At 48.5% G+C, this 19,704-nt stretch carries 19 protein-coding genes and 1 other annotated feature; all 19 genes read right to left on the bottom strand.

Going from position 1 to position 19,704, the window contains the following annotated elements:
• Window positions 1-900 (bottom strand): aspartate carbamoyltransferase catalytic subunit, encoded by a 900-nt coding sequence (locus KNQ07_RS01470; protein ID WP_214764734.1) that lies wholly within the window; start codon window positions 898-900, stop codon window positions 1-3.
• 138 nt (window positions 901-1,038) lie between these two features.
• Entirely contained in the window at window positions 1,039-2,355 is a 1,317-nt protein-coding gene (locus tag KNQ07_RS01465; RefSeq protein WP_214763724.1) for a uracil-xanthine permease family protein, read from the bottom strand.
• Window positions 2,356-2,406: 51 nt separating this feature from the next.
• A complete protein-coding gene (gene pyrR, locus KNQ07_RS01460) occupies window positions 2,407-2,937 on the bottom strand; it encodes a bifunctional pyr operon transcriptional regulator/uracil phosphoribosyltransferase PyrR (RefSeq protein ID WP_012370818.1) in 531 nt (176 codons plus the stop codon).
• Window positions 2,938-3,181: 244 nt separating this feature from the next.
• On the bottom strand, window positions 3,182-4,105 hold the full coding sequence (locus KNQ07_RS01455; RefSeq protein ID WP_012370819.1) for an RluA family pseudouridine synthase: 924 nt from the start codon (window positions 4,103-4,105) through the stop codon (window positions 3,182-3,184).
• Window positions 4,106-4,579 (bottom strand): signal peptidase II, encoded by a 474-nt coding sequence (gene lspA / locus KNQ07_RS01450; protein WP_012370820.1) that lies wholly within the window; start codon window positions 4,577-4,579, stop codon window positions 4,106-4,108.
• 72 nt (window positions 4,580-4,651) lie between these two features.
• Window positions 4,652-7,387 carry an isoleucine--tRNA ligase gene (gene ileS, locus KNQ07_RS01445; RefSeq protein ID WP_012370821.1) on the bottom strand — a complete coding sequence of 912 codons (2,736 nt, stop codon included), beginning with the start codon at window positions 7,385-7,387 and terminating at the stop codon, window positions 4,652-4,654.
• A 57-nt stretch (window positions 7,388-7,444) separates the two neighbouring features.
• Window positions 7,445-7,672, bottom strand: a binding site (T-box leader).
• A complete protein-coding gene (locus KNQ07_RS01440) occupies window positions 7,673-8,194 on the bottom strand; it encodes a DivIVA domain-containing protein (protein ID WP_012370822.1) in 522 nt (173 codons plus the stop codon).
• 26 nt (window positions 8,195-8,220) lie between these two features.
• Window positions 8,221-8,994: a YlmH family RNA-binding protein gene (locus KNQ07_RS01435; protein WP_012370823.1), complete on the bottom strand. Its 774-nt coding sequence runs from the start codon at window positions 8,992-8,994 to the stop codon at window positions 8,221-8,223.
• A complete protein-coding gene (locus KNQ07_RS01430; protein ID WP_012370824.1) occupies window positions 8,994-9,266 on the bottom strand; it encodes a YggT family protein in 273 nt (90 codons plus the stop codon). The genes KNQ07_RS01435 and KNQ07_RS01430 overlap by 1 nt, the downstream gene beginning before the upstream one ends.
• Before the next feature lie 2 nt (window positions 9,267-9,268).
• The gene (locus KNQ07_RS01425) at window positions 9,269-9,592 is read right to left on the bottom strand and encodes a cell division protein SepF (RefSeq protein WP_233550664.1); all 324 of its coding nucleotides are present in this window, start codon (window positions 9,590-9,592) and stop codon (window positions 9,269-9,271) included.
• 201 nt (window positions 9,593-9,793) lie between these two features.
• On the bottom strand, window positions 9,794-10,465 hold the full coding sequence (locus KNQ07_RS01420) for a YggS family pyridoxal phosphate-dependent enzyme (protein ID WP_012370826.1): 672 nt from the start codon (window positions 10,463-10,465) through the stop codon (window positions 9,794-9,796).
• Window positions 10,452-11,228: a peptidoglycan editing factor PgeF gene (gene pgeF, locus KNQ07_RS01415; protein WP_214763710.1), complete on the bottom strand. Its 777-nt coding sequence runs from the start codon at window positions 11,226-11,228 to the stop codon at window positions 10,452-10,454. The genes KNQ07_RS01420 and pgeF overlap by 14 nt, the downstream gene beginning before the upstream one ends.
• An 82-nt stretch (window positions 11,229-11,310) precedes the next feature.
• Window positions 11,311-12,471: a cell division protein FtsZ gene (gene ftsZ / locus KNQ07_RS01410; RefSeq protein ID WP_012370828.1), complete on the bottom strand. Its 1,161-nt coding sequence runs from the start codon at window positions 12,469-12,471 to the stop codon at window positions 11,311-11,313.
• A gap of 38 nt (window positions 12,472-12,509) precedes the next feature.
• Window positions 12,510-13,814 (bottom strand): cell division protein FtsA, encoded by a 1,305-nt coding sequence (ftsA, locus tag KNQ07_RS01405; protein ID WP_214763703.1) that lies wholly within the window; start codon window positions 13,812-13,814, stop codon window positions 12,510-12,512.
• Between the two features lie 229 nt (window positions 13,815-14,043).
• Window positions 14,044-14,823 carry a cell division protein FtsQ/DivIB gene (locus KNQ07_RS01400; protein WP_214763687.1) on the bottom strand — a complete coding sequence of 260 codons (780 nt, stop codon included), beginning with the start codon at window positions 14,821-14,823 and terminating at the stop codon, window positions 14,044-14,046.
• Window positions 14,824-14,884: 61 nt separating this feature from the next.
• The gene (gene murG / locus KNQ07_RS01395; RefSeq protein ID WP_214763684.1) at window positions 14,885-15,979 is read right to left on the bottom strand and encodes an undecaprenyldiphospho-muramoylpentapeptide beta-N-acetylglucosaminyltransferase; all 1,095 of its coding nucleotides are present in this window, start codon (window positions 15,977-15,979) and stop codon (window positions 14,885-14,887) included.
• Complete coding sequence (murD, locus tag KNQ07_RS01390) at window positions 15,976-17,325, bottom strand: UDP-N-acetylmuramoyl-L-alanine--D-glutamate ligase (protein WP_214763682.1); 1,350 nt, start codon at window positions 17,323-17,325, stop codon at window positions 15,976-15,978. Before murD ends, murG begins: the two co-directional genes overlap by 4 nt.
• A gap of 33 nt (window positions 17,326-17,358) precedes the next feature.
• Window positions 17,359-18,321, bottom strand: a complete 963-nt coding sequence (mraY, locus tag KNQ07_RS01385) for a phospho-N-acetylmuramoyl-pentapeptide-transferase (RefSeq protein WP_012370833.1) — start codon at window positions 18,319-18,321, stop codon at window positions 17,359-17,361.
• Between the two features lie 22 nt (window positions 18,322-18,343).
• A complete protein-coding gene (locus KNQ07_RS01380; RefSeq protein ID WP_214763679.1) occupies window positions 18,344-19,663 on the bottom strand; it encodes a UDP-N-acetylmuramoyl-tripeptide--D-alanyl-D-alanine ligase in 1,320 nt (439 codons plus the stop codon).
• Window positions 19,664-19,704 lie beyond the last annotated feature (41 nt).

The raw sequence follows: 19,704 nt of genomic DNA, 5'->3' as shown, positions 1-19,704 counted from the left end.
TTAGATCATCTCCTTTATCGTTGCTGTCTCAAATGCCCGTTCCAAAATCGCCATTCGGGCAAACACACCGTTCGTCATCTGATCAAAGATACGTGATTGTGGATGCTCCACCAATTCGTCGGCAATCTCAACACCACGGTTGACCGGTGCCGGATGTAACACAATTGCTTCCGGTCGAATGCGCTTCATCCGTTGTTCCGTCAATCCGTACCGTTCGTGGTACTCTTTCGCTGCAAACGGACGGCCATCCGTATGCCGCTCGTGCTGGACTCGGAGCAGCATGATGATGTCACTCGTCGCCACCGCCTCGTCCATCTCCCGGTAGGTGATACCCATCGTCTCGTCAAACCATTCCCTCGGTCCGGAACCGATGACGGTCGCTCCTAAGCGTTGCAAGACGTGTGCGTTTGAACGGGCAACCCGACTGTGCCGGAGATCACCGCAGATGACGATCGTTTTTCCGCTGACATGACCGTATTCCGCATACATCGTCATCAAATCGAGCAGTGATTGCGATGGATGTTGCCCGCTGCCGTCTCCGGCATTGATGATTGGAATCGACAACTGTTGTTGTAATGGTTCATAATAACCGGTCTCTCCGTGTCGGATGATGAGGGCATCCACGCCGATTGCTTGTAACGTTTTGCACGTATCCAGCAACGTTTCCCCTTTTTGGACGGATGAAGTTGCCGTTTCGAACGGCAGTACATGCAGTCCGAGATGATGTTCCGCCATGTCAAACGAACATTTAGTCCGTGTCGAATGTTCGAAAAATAAGTTGGCGACGGTTTTCGTCGGAAGCGGTCGGACAGGTGCGCCTTGTTTCAGCTGCAGTGCCCGCTCAATCAACTGTTCGATGTCTTCTGTCGCTAATGCGTCAAGACTCGTAAAATGGGCAATCCGTTGTCGTGTCTGCATGTTATTCTCTCCTTTGGGCCGCAAAAAAGCGCACCTTCTGATGTGAAGGTGCGCTGAAGAAGACAGATGTCGCCACCTGTTTCTGAAGGGCCTCCACTTTATCGTTCTCTCTGGAACGTCTTAAAAGTCGTTAGCTGCTCGTTTCGATTGTGGTATTTCTTGTTCGTGTTCTGCCGTTTCGACCTTTGTTTTCGGCAAGATCAAATTCAGAAGGACTCCTAAGATCGTGGCCAGTGCCATACCTTCAAGCGAGAAGTTGCCGATTTTGAGGGCAGCTCCACCAATCCCGATGACCAGAATGACCGCTGTGATCGTCAGGTTTCGTTTATCGGCAAGATCGACCTTACTTTCGACCAGTGTCCGCAGACCGTTCGAGGCGATGACCCCAAACAACAGGATACTGATGCCGCCCATGACAGGTGTCGGTATCGTCTTGATGAACCCTTCCACATAGCCGAGGAAACCAAAACTGATGGCAAGAACTGCTGCGCCTCCGAGGACAAAGACACTGTAGACGCGGGTGATGGCCATGACGCCGTTGTTTTCACCATACGTCGTGACCGGCGGACCGCCGAGGATCGAGGCAATCGTCTTCGCCAGGCCATCCCCGAGAACCGTCCGGTGCATCCCCGGATCAAGAAGCGTCTCGCGCCCGATAATCCGTGATGTCACTTTTTGTTCTCCGATATGCTCTGTCAATGTGACCAGTGTGACCGGAACGATGAGCGCAAGTGCCGCCCAGTTTAGTGTCGGCGAGTAGTCGAGGAATGGCACCGTAAAGTTCGGCACCTGGAAGAAGCTCGCTTGTTTCAGTGACGTGAAGTCGACAATCCCGGCAGCGACGGCGACCAGATATCCGGTCAGGATACCGAACAGAATCGGGACGGTACTCCATATTCCTTTAAAGTACGTCATCGCAAGCAAGGTGACAGCGAGTGTCGTCAAGGCGACGAGCAGGAAGGTACCGTTGTACTTCCCGTCCGCTCCGTTCATTGCCATGTTGACGGCTGTTGGAGCAAGCGATAATCCGATGACCATGATGACGGGGCCGATGACGACCGGCGGCAACAGTTTCATTAACCAGCCGACACCTGTATACGTGATGACGAGGGAAACGATTCCGTAGACAAGTCCGGCAACCATTCCGCCGACAAGTGCGTCTTCGACACCCCAGCGTTCACTGACGGCAATGATCGGGACGATATAAGCGAAACTTGAACCTAAGTACGTCGGAACTTTAAAGCGGGTGACGGCGAGGAAAATCAACGTGCCGACTCCGCTTGCGACGAGGGCGACGGATGTGTTTAATCCCGTTAATAACGGAACTAGGACCGTCGCGCCAAACATCGCGAAGACATGTTGGAGGCTGAGCATCAGCCACTGAAGAGGATGTTTTGGTCGTTCTTGTACATCGAGAACTGGTTTGTGTGTTTGCATGAGGATAACTCCCTTTCTGGTCTCTCTGGACCACGTTAAAGGTATTTGTGTTTAACGTTTGATGAATACTTGATCAGCGTCATCGACTTCGGATAAAGCGACGACAACTTGTTCTTCACGTGAGGTCGGGACATTTTTCCCGATGAAATCCGGGCGGATCGGCAGTTCCCGGTGTCCCCGGTCAACGAGGACTGCGAGCTGGATCATACTCGGGCGACCATGGTCAACGAGCGCATCCATTGCGGCGCGGACGGTTCGTCCGGTGTACAGGACGTCATCGACGAGGACGATGATTTTTCCGGTCACCGTCTCCGGCATATCCGTTCCTTTGATTTCCGGCTCGAGACTTTTTTTCGATAAGTCATCCCGGTACATCGAGATGTCGACGACACCCAGCAAGACCGGCTTTCCTTCGATTTCTTCAATCCGGCGGGCCAAACGACGGGCGAGTGTCTCCCCGCGTGTTTTGATGCCGACAATCATCAGTTGGTCGATTCCTTTGTTGCGTTCGATGATTTCATGGGCGATGCGTGTCAACGCACGACTGATTGCCGCTTCATCTAAAATGACGGATGGTTTCATGAGGTGCTCCTTTCTGCAAAAAAAACCTCCTGCGCTAAGTCGCAGGAGGTTGTTGAAGACAATAAGTGTTGGGCAGCCGAAACTGCACGTATCTACACAAATGAAGTGTCTCCCTTTCGTAGCCTCTCCGGACTCGTTTAAAGGTGTGCTATGGGTAGGATCGTCAACGCGGACGACCGATTGTTTGAGGCAGATGTCTCGCATCGCTCTCTAGGTGATACTCTACCGTTTTATTAGAAAAACGTCAAGACTCTAATTCAAGTTTTTTCAACTGGCTGATCTCAAACGTCATCTCTTCCGGCAACGGTGCTTCGAAATGCAACATCTCGCCGGTCCGCGGATGCTTGAATCCAAGAACCGCAGCGTGAAGCGCTTGACCGTTCATTTTCATCGTTTTACGTGGGCCGTATTTCGGATCTCCGGCAAGCGGGAAACCGATGTAACGCATGTGGACACGGATTTGGTGCGTCCGTCCTGTTTCGAGTTTACATTCGACGACCGTAAAGCCTTCATACCGTTCGAGAACACGGAAATGTGTCACAGCTGCTTTCGAGTTTTTATCTGTTACCGTCATCCGCTGACGGTCATTTTTGTCACGGCCGACCGGTGCTTCAATCGTCCCGAGTTCATGTGGAATCTCGCCGTGGACCAGTGCGATATAAAGACGCTCTGTCGTTTTGTCTTTCAATTGTTGCGCCAACGATTCATGAGCCAAATCATTTTTAGCGACCATCAAGAGACCTGATGTGTCTTTATCGATCCGGTGGACAATCCCCGGACGTTTGACGCCGTTGATGCCGGACAAATCCTGGCAATGATGGAGCAAGGCATTGACGAGTGTTCCCGATACGTGACCGGCTGCCGGATGCACGACCATCCCTTTTGGTTTATTAATGACGATGACGTCGCTGTCTTCATAGACGACATCCAGCGGGATATCTTCCGGTAGGACTTCAAGCTCGACCGCTTCTGGGATGCGAACAAGGATTTCTTCTGTTCCAGACATCTTGTAGTTCGGTTTCACGATCCGTCCGTCTACTTCGACGTGACCCGCTTTTAACCAGTCCTGGACTTGTGACCGGGACCAGTCTTGTTGTTCAGCTAACCATTTATCAATTCGACCGGTAGCACCATTGGCTTTAACAGCCCATTCATTTTGTTCATTCATTTAATCAATCGTTCCCTTCTTAGTCAAACGCTCTTCAAACATGACGCTGATCAGCATCAAAATAACACCAAACGTCAAACTGACGTCTGCGACATTAAAAATCGGGAAATTATACCCGAACGGATAAAAATGAAAAAAGTCGACGACTTCTCCACGGGCCATCCGGTCGATGAAATTTCCGACCGCACCGCCGAGTAACAAGGCGACACTCCAAGCAAATACTTTGTTTTTTGTGCCTTCTTTGTAAAGAAAATAAATCAGCCCGATGACGACGACCAGCGTAATGACGAAGAAAAAACCGAATTTCCCTTCAAGCATTCCCCAGGCGGCACCACGATTCCGGTATGAATTTAAATAAAAGAAATTGGGAATGATCTCAATCGCTTGACCAATCGTCATCTGTTGGACGACGATCCATTTCGTCAATTGATCCACTCCGACGAGTACAGCAGCAATCGCTAAGTAAAGCCACATTCTTTTTTCCTCCACATCCAAAAATAATGAGGGACCGCTACGAAGTCGCCGTAGCTGCCCCTCCCTGATTCATTATAAAGAATTGACGACTTCAGTACAACGTGGGCAAAGTGTCGGATGAGCCGGATCTTGTCCAAGTTCAGTCGAATATGTCCAGCAGCGTTCACATTTTTCGCCGTCTGCTTTCAGAACAGTGATGCCTGTCGTTCCGTACGATTTCTCGGCCGAAGCGACAAACTCGATTTGCGAAACTTGCAATAGTTGTTCGAGGTGATCGATTGTCGCAAGCAACGCTTTCGTTTCGTCATTCGGTGCAAGCAGGAGTTTCGCTTCGAGCGTTTTCCCGACAAGTTTCTCGGCACGTGCTTCTTCGAGTGCTTTTAGGACATCATCGCGGAAGACGAGGAAACTGTTCCATTTCGCGATCAATGCAAGACCTTCTTCCGTCATTTCCGGTGCTTCCGGAAGATCCGTCAAGAAAATACTCGCCGTCTCGACGCCGGGAACGAATTCCCACGCTTCGTCGGCTGTATGCGGTAAGACCGGTGCCATCAGTTGTAACAATGTGACGACGGTATCATACATGACTGTTTGAACGGCACGACGCGCCGGTGCATCTTCTTTTTCGATGTACAAGATATCTTTCGTGTAATCGAGATAGAACGAAGACAAGTCCAGGACACAGAAGTTATGCAACAGTTGATAGACCGCCATGAAGTCGTACGCATCGTACGCTGCCTTTACTTTACCGACAAGTTGATCGAGTTTCGTCCGCATGAAGCGATCCGATTCCGGCAAGTCTTTAAATGCCACACGGTGCGTCGTGTGATCGAACTGGTCGAGGTTTCCGAGCAGGAAGCGAACCGTATTCCGGATTTTCCGGTAAGATTCCGATACTTGTTTGAAGTTGTCCATTGAAGCACGGACATCTGATTGATAATCGACGGAAGCCACCCAAAGACGAAGAATTTCCGCTCCGAACTGTTGCATGATTTGGATTGGTGCAATCGTGTTTCCGATTGATTTCGACATCTTCCGCCCTTGACCGTCAAGGACGAATCCGTGACTGACGACCGCTTTATAAGGTGCTTTCCCTGTCGTTGCGACGGATGTCGAAAGAGACGAGTTGAACCATCCGCGATATTGGTCAGACCCTTCCAGGTACAAGTCAGCCGGACGCTCGAGTTCCGGACGTGTCGCGAGGACACCGGCATGGGATGAGCCGGAATCGAACCAGACGTCCATGATATCCGTCTCTTTTTTGAAGATGCCGTTCGGGCTTGCCGGATGCGTAAAGCCTTCCGGTAACAGATCAACGGCTTCGCGCTCATACCAGACATTTGATCCGTGAGCGGCAAACAGATTGGCGATGTGGTCGATTGTTTCCGGTGTGACGATTTCCGTACCGTCTTCAGCATAGAAGATCGGCAATGGGACACCCCACGCGCGTTGACGGGAAATGACCCAGTCTCCGCGGTCTTTGAACATGTTGTGAAGACGTGTTTCGCCCCACTCCGGTACCCACTGAACTTCTTTGATTTCATCGAGGATCTCCGCCCGGAAATCTTTGATCGAAGCAAACCACTGTGGTGTCGCCCGGAAGATAACCGGTTTTTTCGTCCGCCAGTCGTGCGGATACGAGTGTTTGATGAACGACAGTTTTAACAATGCACCGGCTTCTTCTAGTGCCACACCGATTTCTTTGTTGGCATCTTCATAGAATAATCCTTCAAAACCAGGTGCTTCTGCCGTCATGACCCCTTTGTCGTCGACCGGACAAAGGACATCAAGACCGTACGCTTGACCGATTCGGAAGTCATCTTCCCCGTGTCCAGGCGCAGTATGAACGACACCCGTCGCTTCTGCCGTGACATGATCGCCGAGCATGACAAGTGATTCGCGGTCATAGAGCGGATGTTTCGCTTTGATGTATTCAAAGTCGGCTCCGTCGAAGACACGACCAATCGTCGCACCTTCCCAGCCGAGGGCTTCGATGACTTCCGGTACGAGTGTTTCGGCGACGATATAGCCTTTTCCTTCGTGCTCAATCCGAGCATACGTCAACTCACCGCTGACAGAGATCCCGAGGTTCGCCGGAATCGTCCAAGGTGTTGTCGTCCAGATGACGAAATGATCTGTCGGCTCCAGGATGTTTTTTCCGTCCATGACTTGGAACGCCACATAGATTGCAGCCGAACGTTTATCCTGATATTCGATTTCTGCTTCTGCGAGAGCAGACTCCGAAGACGGCGACCAGTAGACCGGCTTTTTCCCTTTATAGATGTATCCTTTATTCGCCATATCACCGAACAGACGGATTTGTGCCGCTTCGAATTCCGGTTGTAACGTGATGTATGGATTGTCGTAGTCACCGAGAACACCAAGACGCTTGAATTGTTCCCGTTGGTGATCGACTTGCTCTAATGCATATTTGGCACACAGCTCACGGAATTCTGCGACCGACATCGACTTCCGGTCGACACCCGCTTTTTGAAGCGCTGTTTCGATCGGAAGTCCGTGCGTATCCCAACCCGGTACATACGGAGAACGGAACCCGTTCATCGACTTGTAACGGACGACGATGTCTTTTAAGACTTTGTTTAATCCGTGTCCCATGTGGATGTCTCCGTTAGCGTAAGGAGGACCATCATGAAGAATGAATGTCGGCTTGCCGGCATTTTTCTCCTGGACGGCTTCATACAGGTTCATCTCGTTCCAACGTGCCTGCATATCCGGCTCACGTTTCGGCAGGTTTCCCCGCATTAGAAATTCCGTTTTCATCATCAATAACGTATCTTTGTATTCCATCTGGCATTCCCTCACTTATCTGAATTTTGCGTACAAAAAAAGCCAAACACATCCCCTGATAGGGACGAGTTGGCTTGAACTCGCGGTACCACCCTACTAGCAACCCTGAAAAACGGATTACCACTTAAGAGCCTGATAACGGAGGCGAAACGGTGGAACTTACTGAACAGGTTCAGTTCCACACTCAAAGGGGATACCTTTTATCCTTGACTGATCGGGCTCACACCGGTCCCCGATTCGCTGACAGTATTTAGATAAAAGACGTGTCCTTCTCAATGATTTAACTTATACGACATCGTCGTCATTATACGCAACTGCCGGAATCTCGTCAAGCACACCCCGGGTCGAACTATCAAATGCATCCCAGTCGTGGCTCGTCAACAATTCCATCTGTGCGTCGATCAATACTTTGAATCGATTACGGTACAATTCGATTTTTTTACGCATCTGTTCGACTTCAAAATCAGTCCGCTGCGCTCGGCGCTGTGCCGCATCCTGCAGTTGTTCGGCTTCCCGTTCTGCTTGTTTGACGATGAGGCTCGCTTCTTTCGTCGCATTCGCTTTGACTTCTTCTGCCGCTTCTTGTGCCACGATGATGGATTTGTTTAGCGTTTCCTCCATCGAGCTGAAGTAATCGACACGAGACTGCATGTTTTGAATGACTTCTTGCTGTTGACGGTTTTCCCGGAGCAACAATTCAAAATCTTTGATGACTTGATCAAGAAATTCATTGACCTCATCTTCGTCATAGCCGCGAAACTTACGTGTAAATTCCTTATTGTGAATATCAAGTGGCGTCAATGGCATGATGAAATCCTCCCTCAGCTTGTTGGTTATCCTTTTAGCAGACCGTATTGCAGTTTGATCCGGTCCCGTTTCGTTGAACCGAGTACGGCAATCAACTTGACACGTCCCGTTCCGCGAAGTGACAGCAAATCGCCTTCCTCTAACAAAAAGCTCGGATCTTCAACGATTTTATAATTGACTTTACTTTCACCCTGCTTAATCAGGCTTTGCGCTTTTTGTCTTGAAAATCCAAGGATTTCACTGACGACCGTATCAAAACGGAGCGAACTGACAAATCCCAGTTCTTCCTGCCATTCTTGATCCTTGATTTTCAACTGTTCTTCTGAATCCACGAGTGACAACCGGATCTTGGTTTTCCCCGCACGATCGACGTTCGCTTCAATATAAGAAGCCACTTCTTTCGCGACGGCGAACTGGACGAGTTGATCTTGGATGACGACGTCACCGAATTTCCCTCGTTTTAATCCGACGTTTAGTAATGTCCCTGTCACCTGGCGATGCGAGAGCTCGACGAATTTTGTGGGATAATGGATACGATAAATGGCGATATCAAAATCGTTGGCATCAAGCTCGTAATAATCAGGGGCAATGAGGGCACGCTGTCGTTCCGCACCTTCAAAACCGCCCTCAAAAAAGAGGGCACATTTTGTTCCGACAAGTTCTCGGGTAATCTGTTGTTCACGCGGATCCAGAAAGTCTGTCACTTTAAATGTGTAGGTCGCTTCGACATGGTCGATCCAGTTTAGGACGAGATCGACGAACTCCCGCTCATGTCCGCGATAATGATCATAAACGCTCATTAGAAGAAGATCGCTCGAATGCCTGCCTGTGCCAAATTAAGCACTAAAAAGGCAACGATAGGTGAAATGTCAAGCATACCTCCGATGGGCGGGATAATCCGTCGGAACGGTGCGAGGAAAGGTTCGACTAACATGGCCAGGACTTGACCGAATCGTGATTCACGTGCATTTGGGAACCACGATAATAAAATATAGGCAATCATGACGTAGCTGTAATATTGAAGTAACGTGCTGAGTGTACGACCGATTGCGTACATGACTTGCGAATCCATGCTTACCACCCCTTATGGTTGATATCATCTTCACCGAGCAGATTTGAGATACTTCCGGCCAGCTCGACGTTGTTCGGTACACAGAGGAGTGTATTTTGACTGATAGTCGTAATCGTTCCATCAAGAGCAAACACGACACCTGACAGGAAATTAATCATTTGGCGTGATTGATCTTTAGACATCCGTTGCATGTTCACGATGACAGCACGATTTTGACGAAGATGTTCGCCGATTTCCTGTGCTTCGTTAAACACACGCGGCTCACTGAGAATGACTTGTGATTTCGCCTTTTTTGTATGAATGGGTACGATGTTCGATTGTCTCACAGGGTCCTCCTTTTGAGTAACAGTAGGGGTAGAATCCTCATAATACTCGTCATATTCTTGCTGTGATGCACCTCTACCTTTATTTATTGTAGCATCATTTTCATATTCGAGTTCATCTAAATCGTCTGTATTACCGAGAAATAGATTTTGCATTTTTGTTTTGAATCCCATATCAATTCTCCTTTCGTATATCTAGGCAATTTATGACTGGACTAACGTCGTACCGATTCGGACATATGTCGCGCCTTCTTCAATGGCAATCTGATAGTCCGATGACATCCCCATCGACAATTCCGTGCACGGTGCATGCGGGAGTTGACGGGTTGCCACTTCGTCTCGCAAGACACGAAGTGAACGAAAAACAGAACGGAGTACTTGTTCGTCTTCTGTCAACGGAGCCATCGTCATCAGTCCGATTACACGGACCATCGGATATTGTCCTACCTCATGCAAAAATGAGTGAACATCTTCCGGATCAATCCCCTGCTTGGATTCTTCACCAGAAACGTTGACTTGCACAAAACAATCGACTGGCTGCTTGGCACGTTTATTGATTTCTTCCGCAAGATGCAAGCGGTCCAAGGAATGTAACACGTCAATCCGATCAATGACTTGCCGGACTTTACGGGTCTGCAGTGTTCCGATAAAATGCCACTCACAGGCCTCACGTCCTAAGACCGTTTGTTTGTCGGTCAATCCTTCCGGACGATTCTCACCCAGTGCCGTTATACCTGCCGCCAGCAACTCCGCCGCCACTTCACTTGAAACTGATTTCGTCACGCCGATCAATTGTACCTGCTTTTTTTGATCGGTCTTTTCATACGCCTGTTTCATGTTTTGTCGGACTTGTTGTACATTTTCAGAAATTGACATCGAGAGACTCCTTTACAATCAAACTGGCAAACCGTCCACCATGATCCCCATGACGATAGGAGAAGTAGTCTTCCGCCTGGCAGTTCGTACAGATTCCTGTATCCAGCACATCACCGACACCACTGCGTTCGGCTAACATGGCATTGGTTTTTTGAAGTGATAACATAGCTTTTCCGTCTTCTTTTTTAGTATAAGGAGACTCTTCCAAGTTCAGTTGGTCAACCGCCTCAAGAACAGGACCATCTACTTCATAACAACATTCCCGGATCGAGGGTCCGATCACCATCTGAATCGAAGAACGTTCGGCACCGGCTTGTTCCATCTTTGTCAATGTGGCTTCGACGATGTTGGCAACCGTTCCGCGCCAGCCAGCGTGAACGTTTGCAATGATACCGGTCCGCGGATCACAGAAAAGGAGCGGCACACAGTCTGCAAACAGCATCATCAATAAGACGTTTGAATCCGTTGTCACCAGTCCATCTGTACCCTTGATTGCCGTTTCGTAATCTGCGGCTCCACGACCGGACTCGAGGGTCGTTACTTGCTCGACATGATTGCCGTGCACCTGTTCAGCCCATACTGAGTTTTCCAGGGCTAAATCCAGTTGCCGCACGATGACTTCACGATTTTTAATGACACCTTCCGGATCATCTTTTACATGCAGTCCTAAGTTGCCTTGACCGTGAGGTGCTGAAAACTTTGTCGTAAACGCTGCACGGACCGTTCCTGTCGGGGTATCCCATTTTATCCATTGACCAAACATCTCATCCCATCCTTTTTTAAAAAAAGAGGTGTCGCTTACGCGACACCTCTTGATCTAGCAGTCGTGTCCCGGGAATATCGAATTAACGATTATTCCGGCGAAGGAAAGAAGGAATATCCATCGTCTCTTCGACATCTGACCCTTTTGCTGATTCTTGGTTCGAGCTAATAGGTGTCTCTTCGACTTGCGGTTTAGGTTCTTCAGCTACTGGTGATGGTGTCGACGCCTGCTTTTTCTTGAGCAGGTTTTTCATCATTTCTTGTGCTGACGGGATTTCAAAATCGAGTGGCTCGTTTTCGAATTCCGTTGCGATGACCGTAACAATGATTTCGTCTTCCAAGTTGTCATTGATGACTGATCCGAAGATTAAGTTGACTTCTTCGTCCGCAGCGCTTTGAACGATTTGAGCAGCTTCCGTTACTTCGTAAAGGCTCAAGTTCGCACTACCGGTGATATTCATCAAGACGCCTTTTGCACCTTCGATCGATGTTTCAAGCAATGGACTCGAAATCGCTTTTTTCGCGGCTTCTGTCGCACGGTGTTCACCCGTTGCAACACCGACACCCATCAATGCTGAACCTTTTTCCGTCATGATCGTTTTAACATCCGCGAAGTCCAAGTTAATGAGACCCGGAACGGCGATTAAGTCCGTAATCCCTTGAACACCTTGACGAAGCACGTTATCGGCTTCTTTAAAGGCTTCAAGCATCGGCGTGTTACGATCGACGATTTCAAGCAATTTATCATTCGGAATGACGATGAGTGTATCGACTTTTTCTTTAAAGTTCTGCACGCCTGAAACAGCATGTTGCATCCGTTTGCGGCCTTCGAACATGAAAGGTTTTGTGACGACACCTACTGTCAACGCACCGATTTCTTTAGAAATTTCAGCGATGACCGGTGCTGCACCTGTTCCGGTACCGCCACCCATTCCTGCTGTTACGAAAACCATATCGGCACCAGATAGAATTTCTGTCAACTGTTCGCGGCTTTCTTCGGCAGCTTTCTTACCGATTTCCGGATTTGCTCCGGCACCAAGACCACGTGTCAGTTTTGCTCCCAGTTGAAGTTTTACATCCGCCTGTGACATGTTTAGAGCTTGTGCATCCGTATTGACAGCGATGAATTCTACGCCTTGGACACCATGTTCAATCATTCGGTTGACAGCGTTTGAACCACCGCCACCTACTCCGATGACTTTGATTTTAGCTACTTGGTCCATCATTTCATCAAAATGCAACATAAAAGGGGCCCCCTATTTTTTTACTGATAATTTTTTATTTAGCCGAAAAATTTCTCAAAGAAACTGCTGAATGACTTCCGCTCTTTTGGAGGCTGTTCCTTCTGTGGTCGCTCTTCGCGTACTGAAGGTTGGGAAGGGTGTGCAAGTAACTCTTCTTGCTCACGTCCTTGTGCGGCTATTCCCTTTTCGTCCGCCCGGTCAAACCCTGACTTCGAAACGGCACTGCGTGACAGCACGTAGCGTAACATTCCGGCAGCGACAGCATATTTCGGATGACGAATCCCTAAGCTGGCTGGTTGATACACGTTCACGCTTTGTTTAAAGATCCGCTTACCGAGTTGGTCAATTCCTGGTAAGGAAGAACTGCCGCCACAAAGAATGATGCCGCTGTTCATTTGTGCATATCCGGCTTGTGTCATTCGTTTCTGGATCATTTCAAAAATCTCTTCCAGACGGGCTTCCAGTACAAAACCGATCTCCGTCTGTGGTTCGAAACAGTGTTCTCCGTTAATCGTCACGTAGGAAACTTTCTCTTCCGGGTCTCCGAGTGCTTCCAGTGCGACACCATATTCTTCTTTGGCGAGTTTTGCATCTTGGTATTTACAATTCATTTTATACGTCAAATCGCGTGTCAGATGATCTCCGCCATACGAAAGTGTCGTTGAGTACACTAAATCATTTTTTTCGTAAATTGAAAGAGTGGTCGTTTCATGTCCGATATCAACGATTCCGACACCGAGTTCCAATTCATCAATCGAAGCTGCAATTCGTGAGACGGCCAAACTTTCCAGCACATACCCCGCAAGTTCCAACCCAGCTCGTTCGATGGAACGTTTGATGCTATGTAGAATCGTCTTCGCTCCGATAATCAGCTTCCCTGTCACTTCTAGACGATAACCGATCATGCCACGTGGATCTGTGATCTCCGTCTGCTGATCGACAGTAAACGTTTTAGGTAAAACATCGACAACGCTCAATTCGTTTGGAATCCGCATCACCATGGCAGAATGAAGGACATCCTTCACATCATCATCCGTGATTTCGTTATCTTCCCCTTTGATTGATGTCATCCCTTGGCAATCCTTGACTTGGATGTGCTCACCGGAAATTGCTACATATACTTCACCAATCGGTTCACCGAGTGTGCGCTCCACTTCTGCAACCGCTTGTTTAATGGCATTTACTGTTTGATCGATGTCGACGATGACACCTCGCTTGACGCCTGCAGATGGTGCAGACCCTTCCGCTAAGACATTCAGTGTTCCACCTAGAAGTTCACCGACGATGAGTTTCACTTCCGATGTCCCAATATCTAGTGCGGCAATCGTACCTTTCGTTTCCATGGGAGTGACACCTCCACTTTCATAATACTAATCCTGTCGTTCCTGTTTATATTTACAGGAATCGAGACAATCTTCTTCTCGTTTAAGTCTACACTATAAAAAACCTCACGAAAAGAAGTTATTGTCTAACTTACCCATCTAATAGATTACGATTTGATGACGATGTGTCCGCTTTCCTACTAATGAAAACAAACGTTTGTCAAACCCGTCTAATACAGGGTGTTATTTACTATTTTTTACCTTTATATGGTTTGAAATAGATACCACCATCAATGGTAATCGTTCCTGTTTTACCTTTTGGCAATGCAGAAATCACTTTGACATATTCATTCAACGAGTTAGAAAAAGCCGATGTACTCAATAAGACGGTATTTCCGTCCGTCATGAATAACTTTAATCCGCCTTTGTCGGTCTGGTCATTGGCTACGATTTCCGAAATCCGGCTCCGGACTTTCGGCTCGATTTTAACGAGTTCCTTTGTCAGACGTTCCAAGGACTGATCCGTAAATCCGGTTAGAATCGGTGCATCAAACAATTCTTCCTTCGACTTTCCGGGAATAATCGTTCCGTCCGCTAAGACGATCCGGGCGCCCGGTTTGTCTTTGGCATACGCGATTTCTTTTTCTTCGACGACATCCACTTCATAATGGTGTAAAAACGTTTTTTTCATCGTCGCTTCGCGAATACCCGGAACATCTTCAATCCGTTCCAACACGGCTTCTTCCGACACATTGAAAGCATGTGTCTCCTTCACCTTAATACGTGATGCTTGAATGATGTTTTCCTTCTTGACGTTCACGGTGCCAGTGACATCAAATGTCGCGACACGCGAGAAACTCGATTGAAGATAGAAGACGACACCAATCAATAGACCGATCAGGATGAGGACATAGATTAAACGCCGGTTCGCCTTTTTCCGACGCTGCTCACGGACATATGGAATTTTATCTTCTAAGCTGCGGACAGTCGCATCCATCTTCGGCTGTCTGGCCGGTTGTTGTTCCTTCACGTAAGCCTCTCCCTCCATTATGTTTAATTTCAGTACCTTATCGGTCTATTCCTGCAATGCTTTAGTTTTTTTGCTGAATCAACCGTAATAATTCATCGACCAGATCACTTGCCGCATTTGGCATACCAAGCGCAAGTGACGCTTTTGACATGTCCGCTTGATCGGCAATTGCTTTCGTACAAGCGTCGAACAATCGGTCTCCCGTCAACTCGGATTCCCGAATCAACAGACTGGCTCCTGTCTCGACGAGTGACGAAGCATTCACTTCTTGATGATTTTCCGTCACGTACGGGCTTGGAATCAAGATACTCGGCAAACCGAGCGTCGTCAATTCAGCTAACGTACTTGCACCGGAACGCGAGATGACAAGTTGACTCGCTTTTAAAATTAACGGCAGATCATAAATGAACGGACGCAATTGAATCCGGTCGGGTAATGTGCCGAGCTGAGCCTGAATGTCTTCGTAGTGCACCTGTCCCGTGACGAACAATAACGACCAGTCAGTTTCTGTCAGCTTGGGAATCATGTCGACGACTGCTTTATTGATGGCTGGTGCCCCCCGGCTGCCGCCGTAAACGACAATCAGAGGACGATCTTGTTCAAAACCGTATTTTTGTTTTTCTTCGACTGGATCAATCTGCAGCATCGCAACTTCCGAAGCACGGGGATTCCCGATTAAAATCGTCTTCCCTTCATTTTTGCCGAAATGATGACCAGATCCCTTAAAGGACAAGGCCACTCGGTCAACATAACGCGCCAGGAACTTATTCGTGATTCCCGGTAAACTGTTTTGTTCATGGACGAGTGTTTTATATCCCATCTTCGCTGCTGTGTATAAAACCGGACCGCAGACGAAACCACCCGTTCCGACCACGATATCCGGTTGGAAGTCGCGCAAAAGCTTCCGGACGCGGACAACACTTTTTAAAAAGCGGAAACCGGTCTTGACGTTTTCAAACGATAAGGAACGGCGGATTCCCGAAATTTCAATCGATTCGAAAGGAATACCCGCTCGACGGACGATATCTGCTTCGAGTCCATTCTCTGTTCCGATGTACAACACTTCGCATGGCGTCCGACGTTCAATTTCTCGAATCATCGCCAACGCCGGATAGATATGTCCACCGGTGCCTCCACCTGAAACTACGATTCTCATTTCATCATTCCTCCTACTTTTTGGACAGAACGGATGAAATGTTCGCCGCGTTCTTCGTACGTTTTGTATTGGTCCCAACTGGCCGATGCCGGAGACAGCAAAATGATATCCCCGGGTTTCGAGACATCAAATGCCGTGGCAACGGCTTCTTCCATCTCACGTGTCACCGTCGAAGCAATCTGTTGCTCGGTCGCTAAATCGGCGAAGCGTTGACCGGTCTCCCCGAGTCCGATGACATGTTTGACATGGGTCATCACACTTTTCAACGGTGTTAAATCTGCACCGCGTTCGAGTCCACCGCAAATCCAAATGATCGACGATTGAAAACCGGACAGTGCTGCTTCCGTCGCAACATTGTTCGTGGCTTTTGAATCATTGTAGACCTTTCGTCCGGCAAACTCACCGATGTATTCTGTCCGGTGTGCTACTCCGCCAAACGTCCGCAAGACGTCTTGAATCGCTGTCAGGGAAATCCCGAACGGTTCAATCAATGTCAAGGCAGCCAGGACGTTTTCGAGGTTATGACCACCGCCGAGCGCCAGCTCACGGACCGGGAGAATTTCTGTCTGACCGACAAAAATCATATCGTTTTCGATGTGTGCATACGCATCTTGGCGACGTGAGAACGTCAACCGTTCGGCTGCTGCTGTTTCGCTTAGGCGCATGACTTCCTCGTCATCCGCATTGACGACCAGTCGTCCGGCTTCATCCATGTTTGAAAAGATTCGTGCTTTGGCTGCCGCATAAGATGTAACATCCCCATGGTAATCAAGATGAGCCGGCGACAGGTTCAGGAACGCCGCACTGACTGGACAGAAGGATTCGATGCCCATCAATTGAAAACTGGACAACTCAATGACGATGACATCGCCTGCTTCTGCCTGCTGGGCAACCTCAACTGCCGGGAAACCGATATTCCCCGCCAGATGAACACGTTTTGATCCCCGTTTTAATAGTTCATGAACGAGCGTCGTCGTCGTTGTCTTGCCGTTTGATCCTGTAATCGCCACCCAGTCCGCTTTTGTTGAACGATAAGCCAATTCCACTTCCGTCCAAACCGGGATGCCAAGCTCCAGTGCTTTCTGTAACAATGGAATCTGATAAGGGATCCCCGGGTTTTTTACGATTAAGTCTGTTCCATCCAACAAGGATAACGGATGACTTCCGAAGAGGGTTTCGACCTTCAAGGATTCAAGCGTTTGGACGTCATTTTCCGAAGGCGTCCCACCATCGTTCACCGTCACGACAGCGCCTGCCTTCACAAGATAGGTCGCTGCCGCAATTCCGCTTTTCGCAGTCCCAAGGACCAATACTTTTTTCTTCTCCAGCTCAGAACTCTTCATCATTAAATCGCTCACTTTCTTGACCACGAATTTCAATTACACGAACAGATAGGCAATTAACGCCACGATTAAGCTAATCGAAGCAAATGTTCCGACGATACGCCACTCACTCCACCCGACCATTTCGAAATGGTGGTGAATCGGACTCATTTTAAAGATCCGTTTCCCTGTCGTCTTGAAGGAAATAACCTGCAGGATGACCGATAATGTCTCGACAACGAATACAATGCCGATCAGTACTAACAGTAATTCCAGTTTCAATAAGATCGATAAACCGGCAAGCGCCGCTCCTAAAGCCAGTGATCCCGTATCGCCCATGAAGATTTTAGCTGGATAGACATTAAACACAAGGAATCCGATCAACGCACCGACAGCTGAAAAGGCAAACAAGGCAACCCCCGGCTCATCCGCGATAAACCAACCGTAAAGACCAAAGAACAGGAATGTCGGAATCGCCGTAAAGGATACGAGTCCGTCCAGTCCGTCCGTCAGATTGACCGCATTCGAGAATCCGACGAGCCAGAATAACGCGACGAGCGGATACAGAATACCGAAGTCAATCGACCATGTCGTAAAAGGAATCGCCAGGTACGTAGCTTGACTCGAAAATCCGCCGCTCAACCAGACAAACAAAAGACCGACGACAATTTGTCCGATTAATTTTTGTTTTGAGTTTAAACCAAGATTACGTTTTTTAACGACTTTGATATAGTCATCGATAAAACCGATCGCTCCGTAAGCAAGCGTCAAGAACAATAACGACAGATGGCTCCGGTCCAGATCTCCCATCACTAAGAGCACAAGCAGGCTGCCGATCATCGCCAGCAATATGACGATTCCACCCATTGTCGGCGTCCCGGATTTCACTTGGTGCCAATCCGGACCTTCTTCGCGAATCTCTTGACCGAATTTAAGACTGTGTAAAAAAGGAATCGCTTTTGGCATCACGAGGACGACAACCAAAAACGCAATAATTAAACTGATGAATAATGTGATCATTGCAAACACCTACTTTTAAGGATTAAGTTTCATTTAGAAATGTAAAAATTTGTTCCAGTGCCAGTCCACGCGACGCTTTCAGCAAAATAACGGTTTGCTGGCCGAGCAAAGGTTGGAGCAGACGCGCTGCCTCTTCGACCGTGTCCGCAAATTGGACTTGGACGGTCGGATCTGCAATTCCATCCGCAATATAACGCCCTTTCCCCCCTACAAGGATAGCATGGGATACAGGAAGTGCAATCTTCTTCCCGACAGAGGCATGCAACAGACGTTCCTGTTGACCGAGTTCATACATATCACCGAGGACAACGACCTTATTCGTAAATCCGTCGAGCGTTGCAATCGTTTCAATTGCCGCATTCATCGATGTCGGACTGGCATTATAGGCATCGTTGATGATGGCCGTTTGCCCGTACATTAAACGTTCCATCCGCATCGGTGTCAATTGTACGTCATTCAATCCTGCCTGGATGACGTCATCGGTAAGTCCCAGTGCTTTTGCTGTCGCAATCGCGTATGCTGCATTCCGGACTTGATGTTTACCGAGGACCGGTATGCTGAACGTCGTCCCGTCAAATTTAAACGTCGTTCCGATGAACGTCGCTTCCGCCTGTTCGATGACGTACGTATTGGTCGCATGATATCCGATCCGTTCAGCCGGCACTTCTCCTAACAACGGCTCGTCGCCATCTACGAAGAGATGACCGTTCGGTTTTAAGCCTGAGCGAATCTCCAGTTTGGCCTGGGCGATTCCAGTTCGTCCGCCGACTTGCTCGGCATGGGACTCCCCAATGTTCGTCACGAGTGCAATATCCGGTTCGGCAAGATTCGATAACAGCTCGATATCTCCAAACCCGTTCATTCCCATTTCAAGAACGGCGACTTCCGTCTCGATCGGCATCATCAAGATTGTCAAAGGCATTCCGATATCCGAATTAAAGTTTCCTGCCGTTTTGTGCGTTCGAAATGACTGTTTCAAGACACTTTCAATCATGTCTTTCGTTGAGGTCTTGCCGTTTGATCCTGTAATCGCGATAACTTTCGGGGCCACTTGTTGTAAGTACCGTTTGGCGATGAGTTGTAACGCTTGTAACGGATCTTCGACTTCAAGCACCGTGATGTCCATCTCCGGAAGCGGAATACCTTTTTTCCACAACGTGGCGATGGCCCCTTGAGCAACTGCTCCCTCGATGAACGTATGTCCGTCGACGCGTGCTCCCTGGATCGGGATATACAATCCTTCTGTCAGCATACTTCTTGAATCTGTCGCAAAATTTCTTAAAGCCCGTGTATCGGTTTCTTCTAGGCCCAGCCACTGGGCAATCTGTGCAATTGTCACCATCACTATTTCCTCCACTCGATTACAGAAAACGAGGACGAACA

Source organism: Exiguobacterium sp. s145 (genome assembly GCF_018618835.1).
Classification (GTDB): Bacteria; Bacillota; Bacilli; order Exiguobacteriales; family Exiguobacteriaceae; genus Exiguobacterium_A; species Exiguobacterium_A artemiae.
This window is presented reverse-complemented; position numbering and strand designations above follow the sequence as displayed.

What these genes read in the sequence shown, in the direction of transcription:
- KNQ07_RS01440 (WP_012370822.1), bottom strand. Translation starts at nt 8,194, where the DNA reads ATGCCATTGACGCCACTTGATATTCACAATAAGGAATTTACACGTAAG.
- KNQ07_RS01435 (WP_012370823.1), bottom strand. Translation starts at nt 8,994, where the DNA reads ATGAGCGTTTATGATCATTATCGCGGACATGAGCGGGAGTTCGTCGAT.
- pgeF (WP_214763710.1), bottom strand. Translation starts at nt 11,228, where the DNA reads ATGTTTGGTCAATGGATAAAATGGGATACCCCGACAGGAACGGTCCGT.
- KNQ07_RS01465 (WP_214763724.1), bottom strand. Translation starts at nt 2,355, where the DNA reads ATGCAAACACACAAACCAGTTCTCGATGTACAAGAACGACCAAAACAT.
- KNQ07_RS01380 (WP_214763679.1), bottom strand. Translation starts at nt 19,663, where the DNA reads ATGGTGACAATTGCACAGATTGCCCAGTGGCTGGGCCTAGAAGAAACC.
- KNQ07_RS01455 (WP_012370819.1), bottom strand. Translation starts at nt 4,105, where the DNA reads ATGAATGAACAAAATGAATGGGCTGTTAAAGCCAATGGTGCTACCGGT.
- ileS (WP_012370821.1), bottom strand. Translation starts at nt 7,387, where the DNA reads ATGGAATACAAAGATACGTTATTGATGATGAAAACGGAATTTCTAATG.
- ftsZ (WP_012370828.1), bottom strand. Translation starts at nt 12,471, where the DNA reads ATGTTGCATTTTGATGAAATGATGGACCAAGTAGCTAAAATCAAAGTC.
- murG (WP_214763684.1), bottom strand. Translation starts at nt 15,979, where the DNA reads ATGAGAATCGTAGTTTCAGGTGGAGGCACCGGTGGACATATCTATCCG.
- murD (WP_214763682.1), bottom strand. Translation starts at nt 17,325, where the DNA reads ATGATGAAGAGTTCTGAGCTGGAGAAGAAAAAAGTATTGGTCCTTGGG.
- mraY (WP_012370833.1), bottom strand. Translation starts at nt 18,321, where the DNA reads ATGATCACATTATTCATCAGTTTAATTATTGCGTTTTTGGTTGTCGTC.
- lspA (WP_012370820.1), bottom strand. Translation starts at nt 4,579, where the DNA reads ATGTGGCTTTACTTAGCGATTGCTGCTGTACTCGTCGGAGTGGATCAA.
- KNQ07_RS01420 (WP_012370826.1), bottom strand. Translation starts at nt 10,465, where the DNA reads ATGTCAATTTCTGAAAATGTACAACAAGTCCGACAAAACATGAAACAG.
- KNQ07_RS01430 (WP_012370824.1), bottom strand. Translation starts at nt 9,266, where the DNA reads ATGGATTCGCAAGTCATGTACGCAATCGGTCGTACACTCAGCACGTTA.
- ftsA (WP_214763703.1), bottom strand. Translation starts at nt 13,814, where the DNA reads ATGGAAACGAAAGGTACGATTGCCGCACTAGATATTGGGACATCGGAA.
- pyrR (WP_012370818.1), bottom strand. Translation starts at nt 2,937, where the DNA reads ATGAAACCATCCGTCATTTTAGATGAAGCGGCAATCAGTCGTGCGTTG.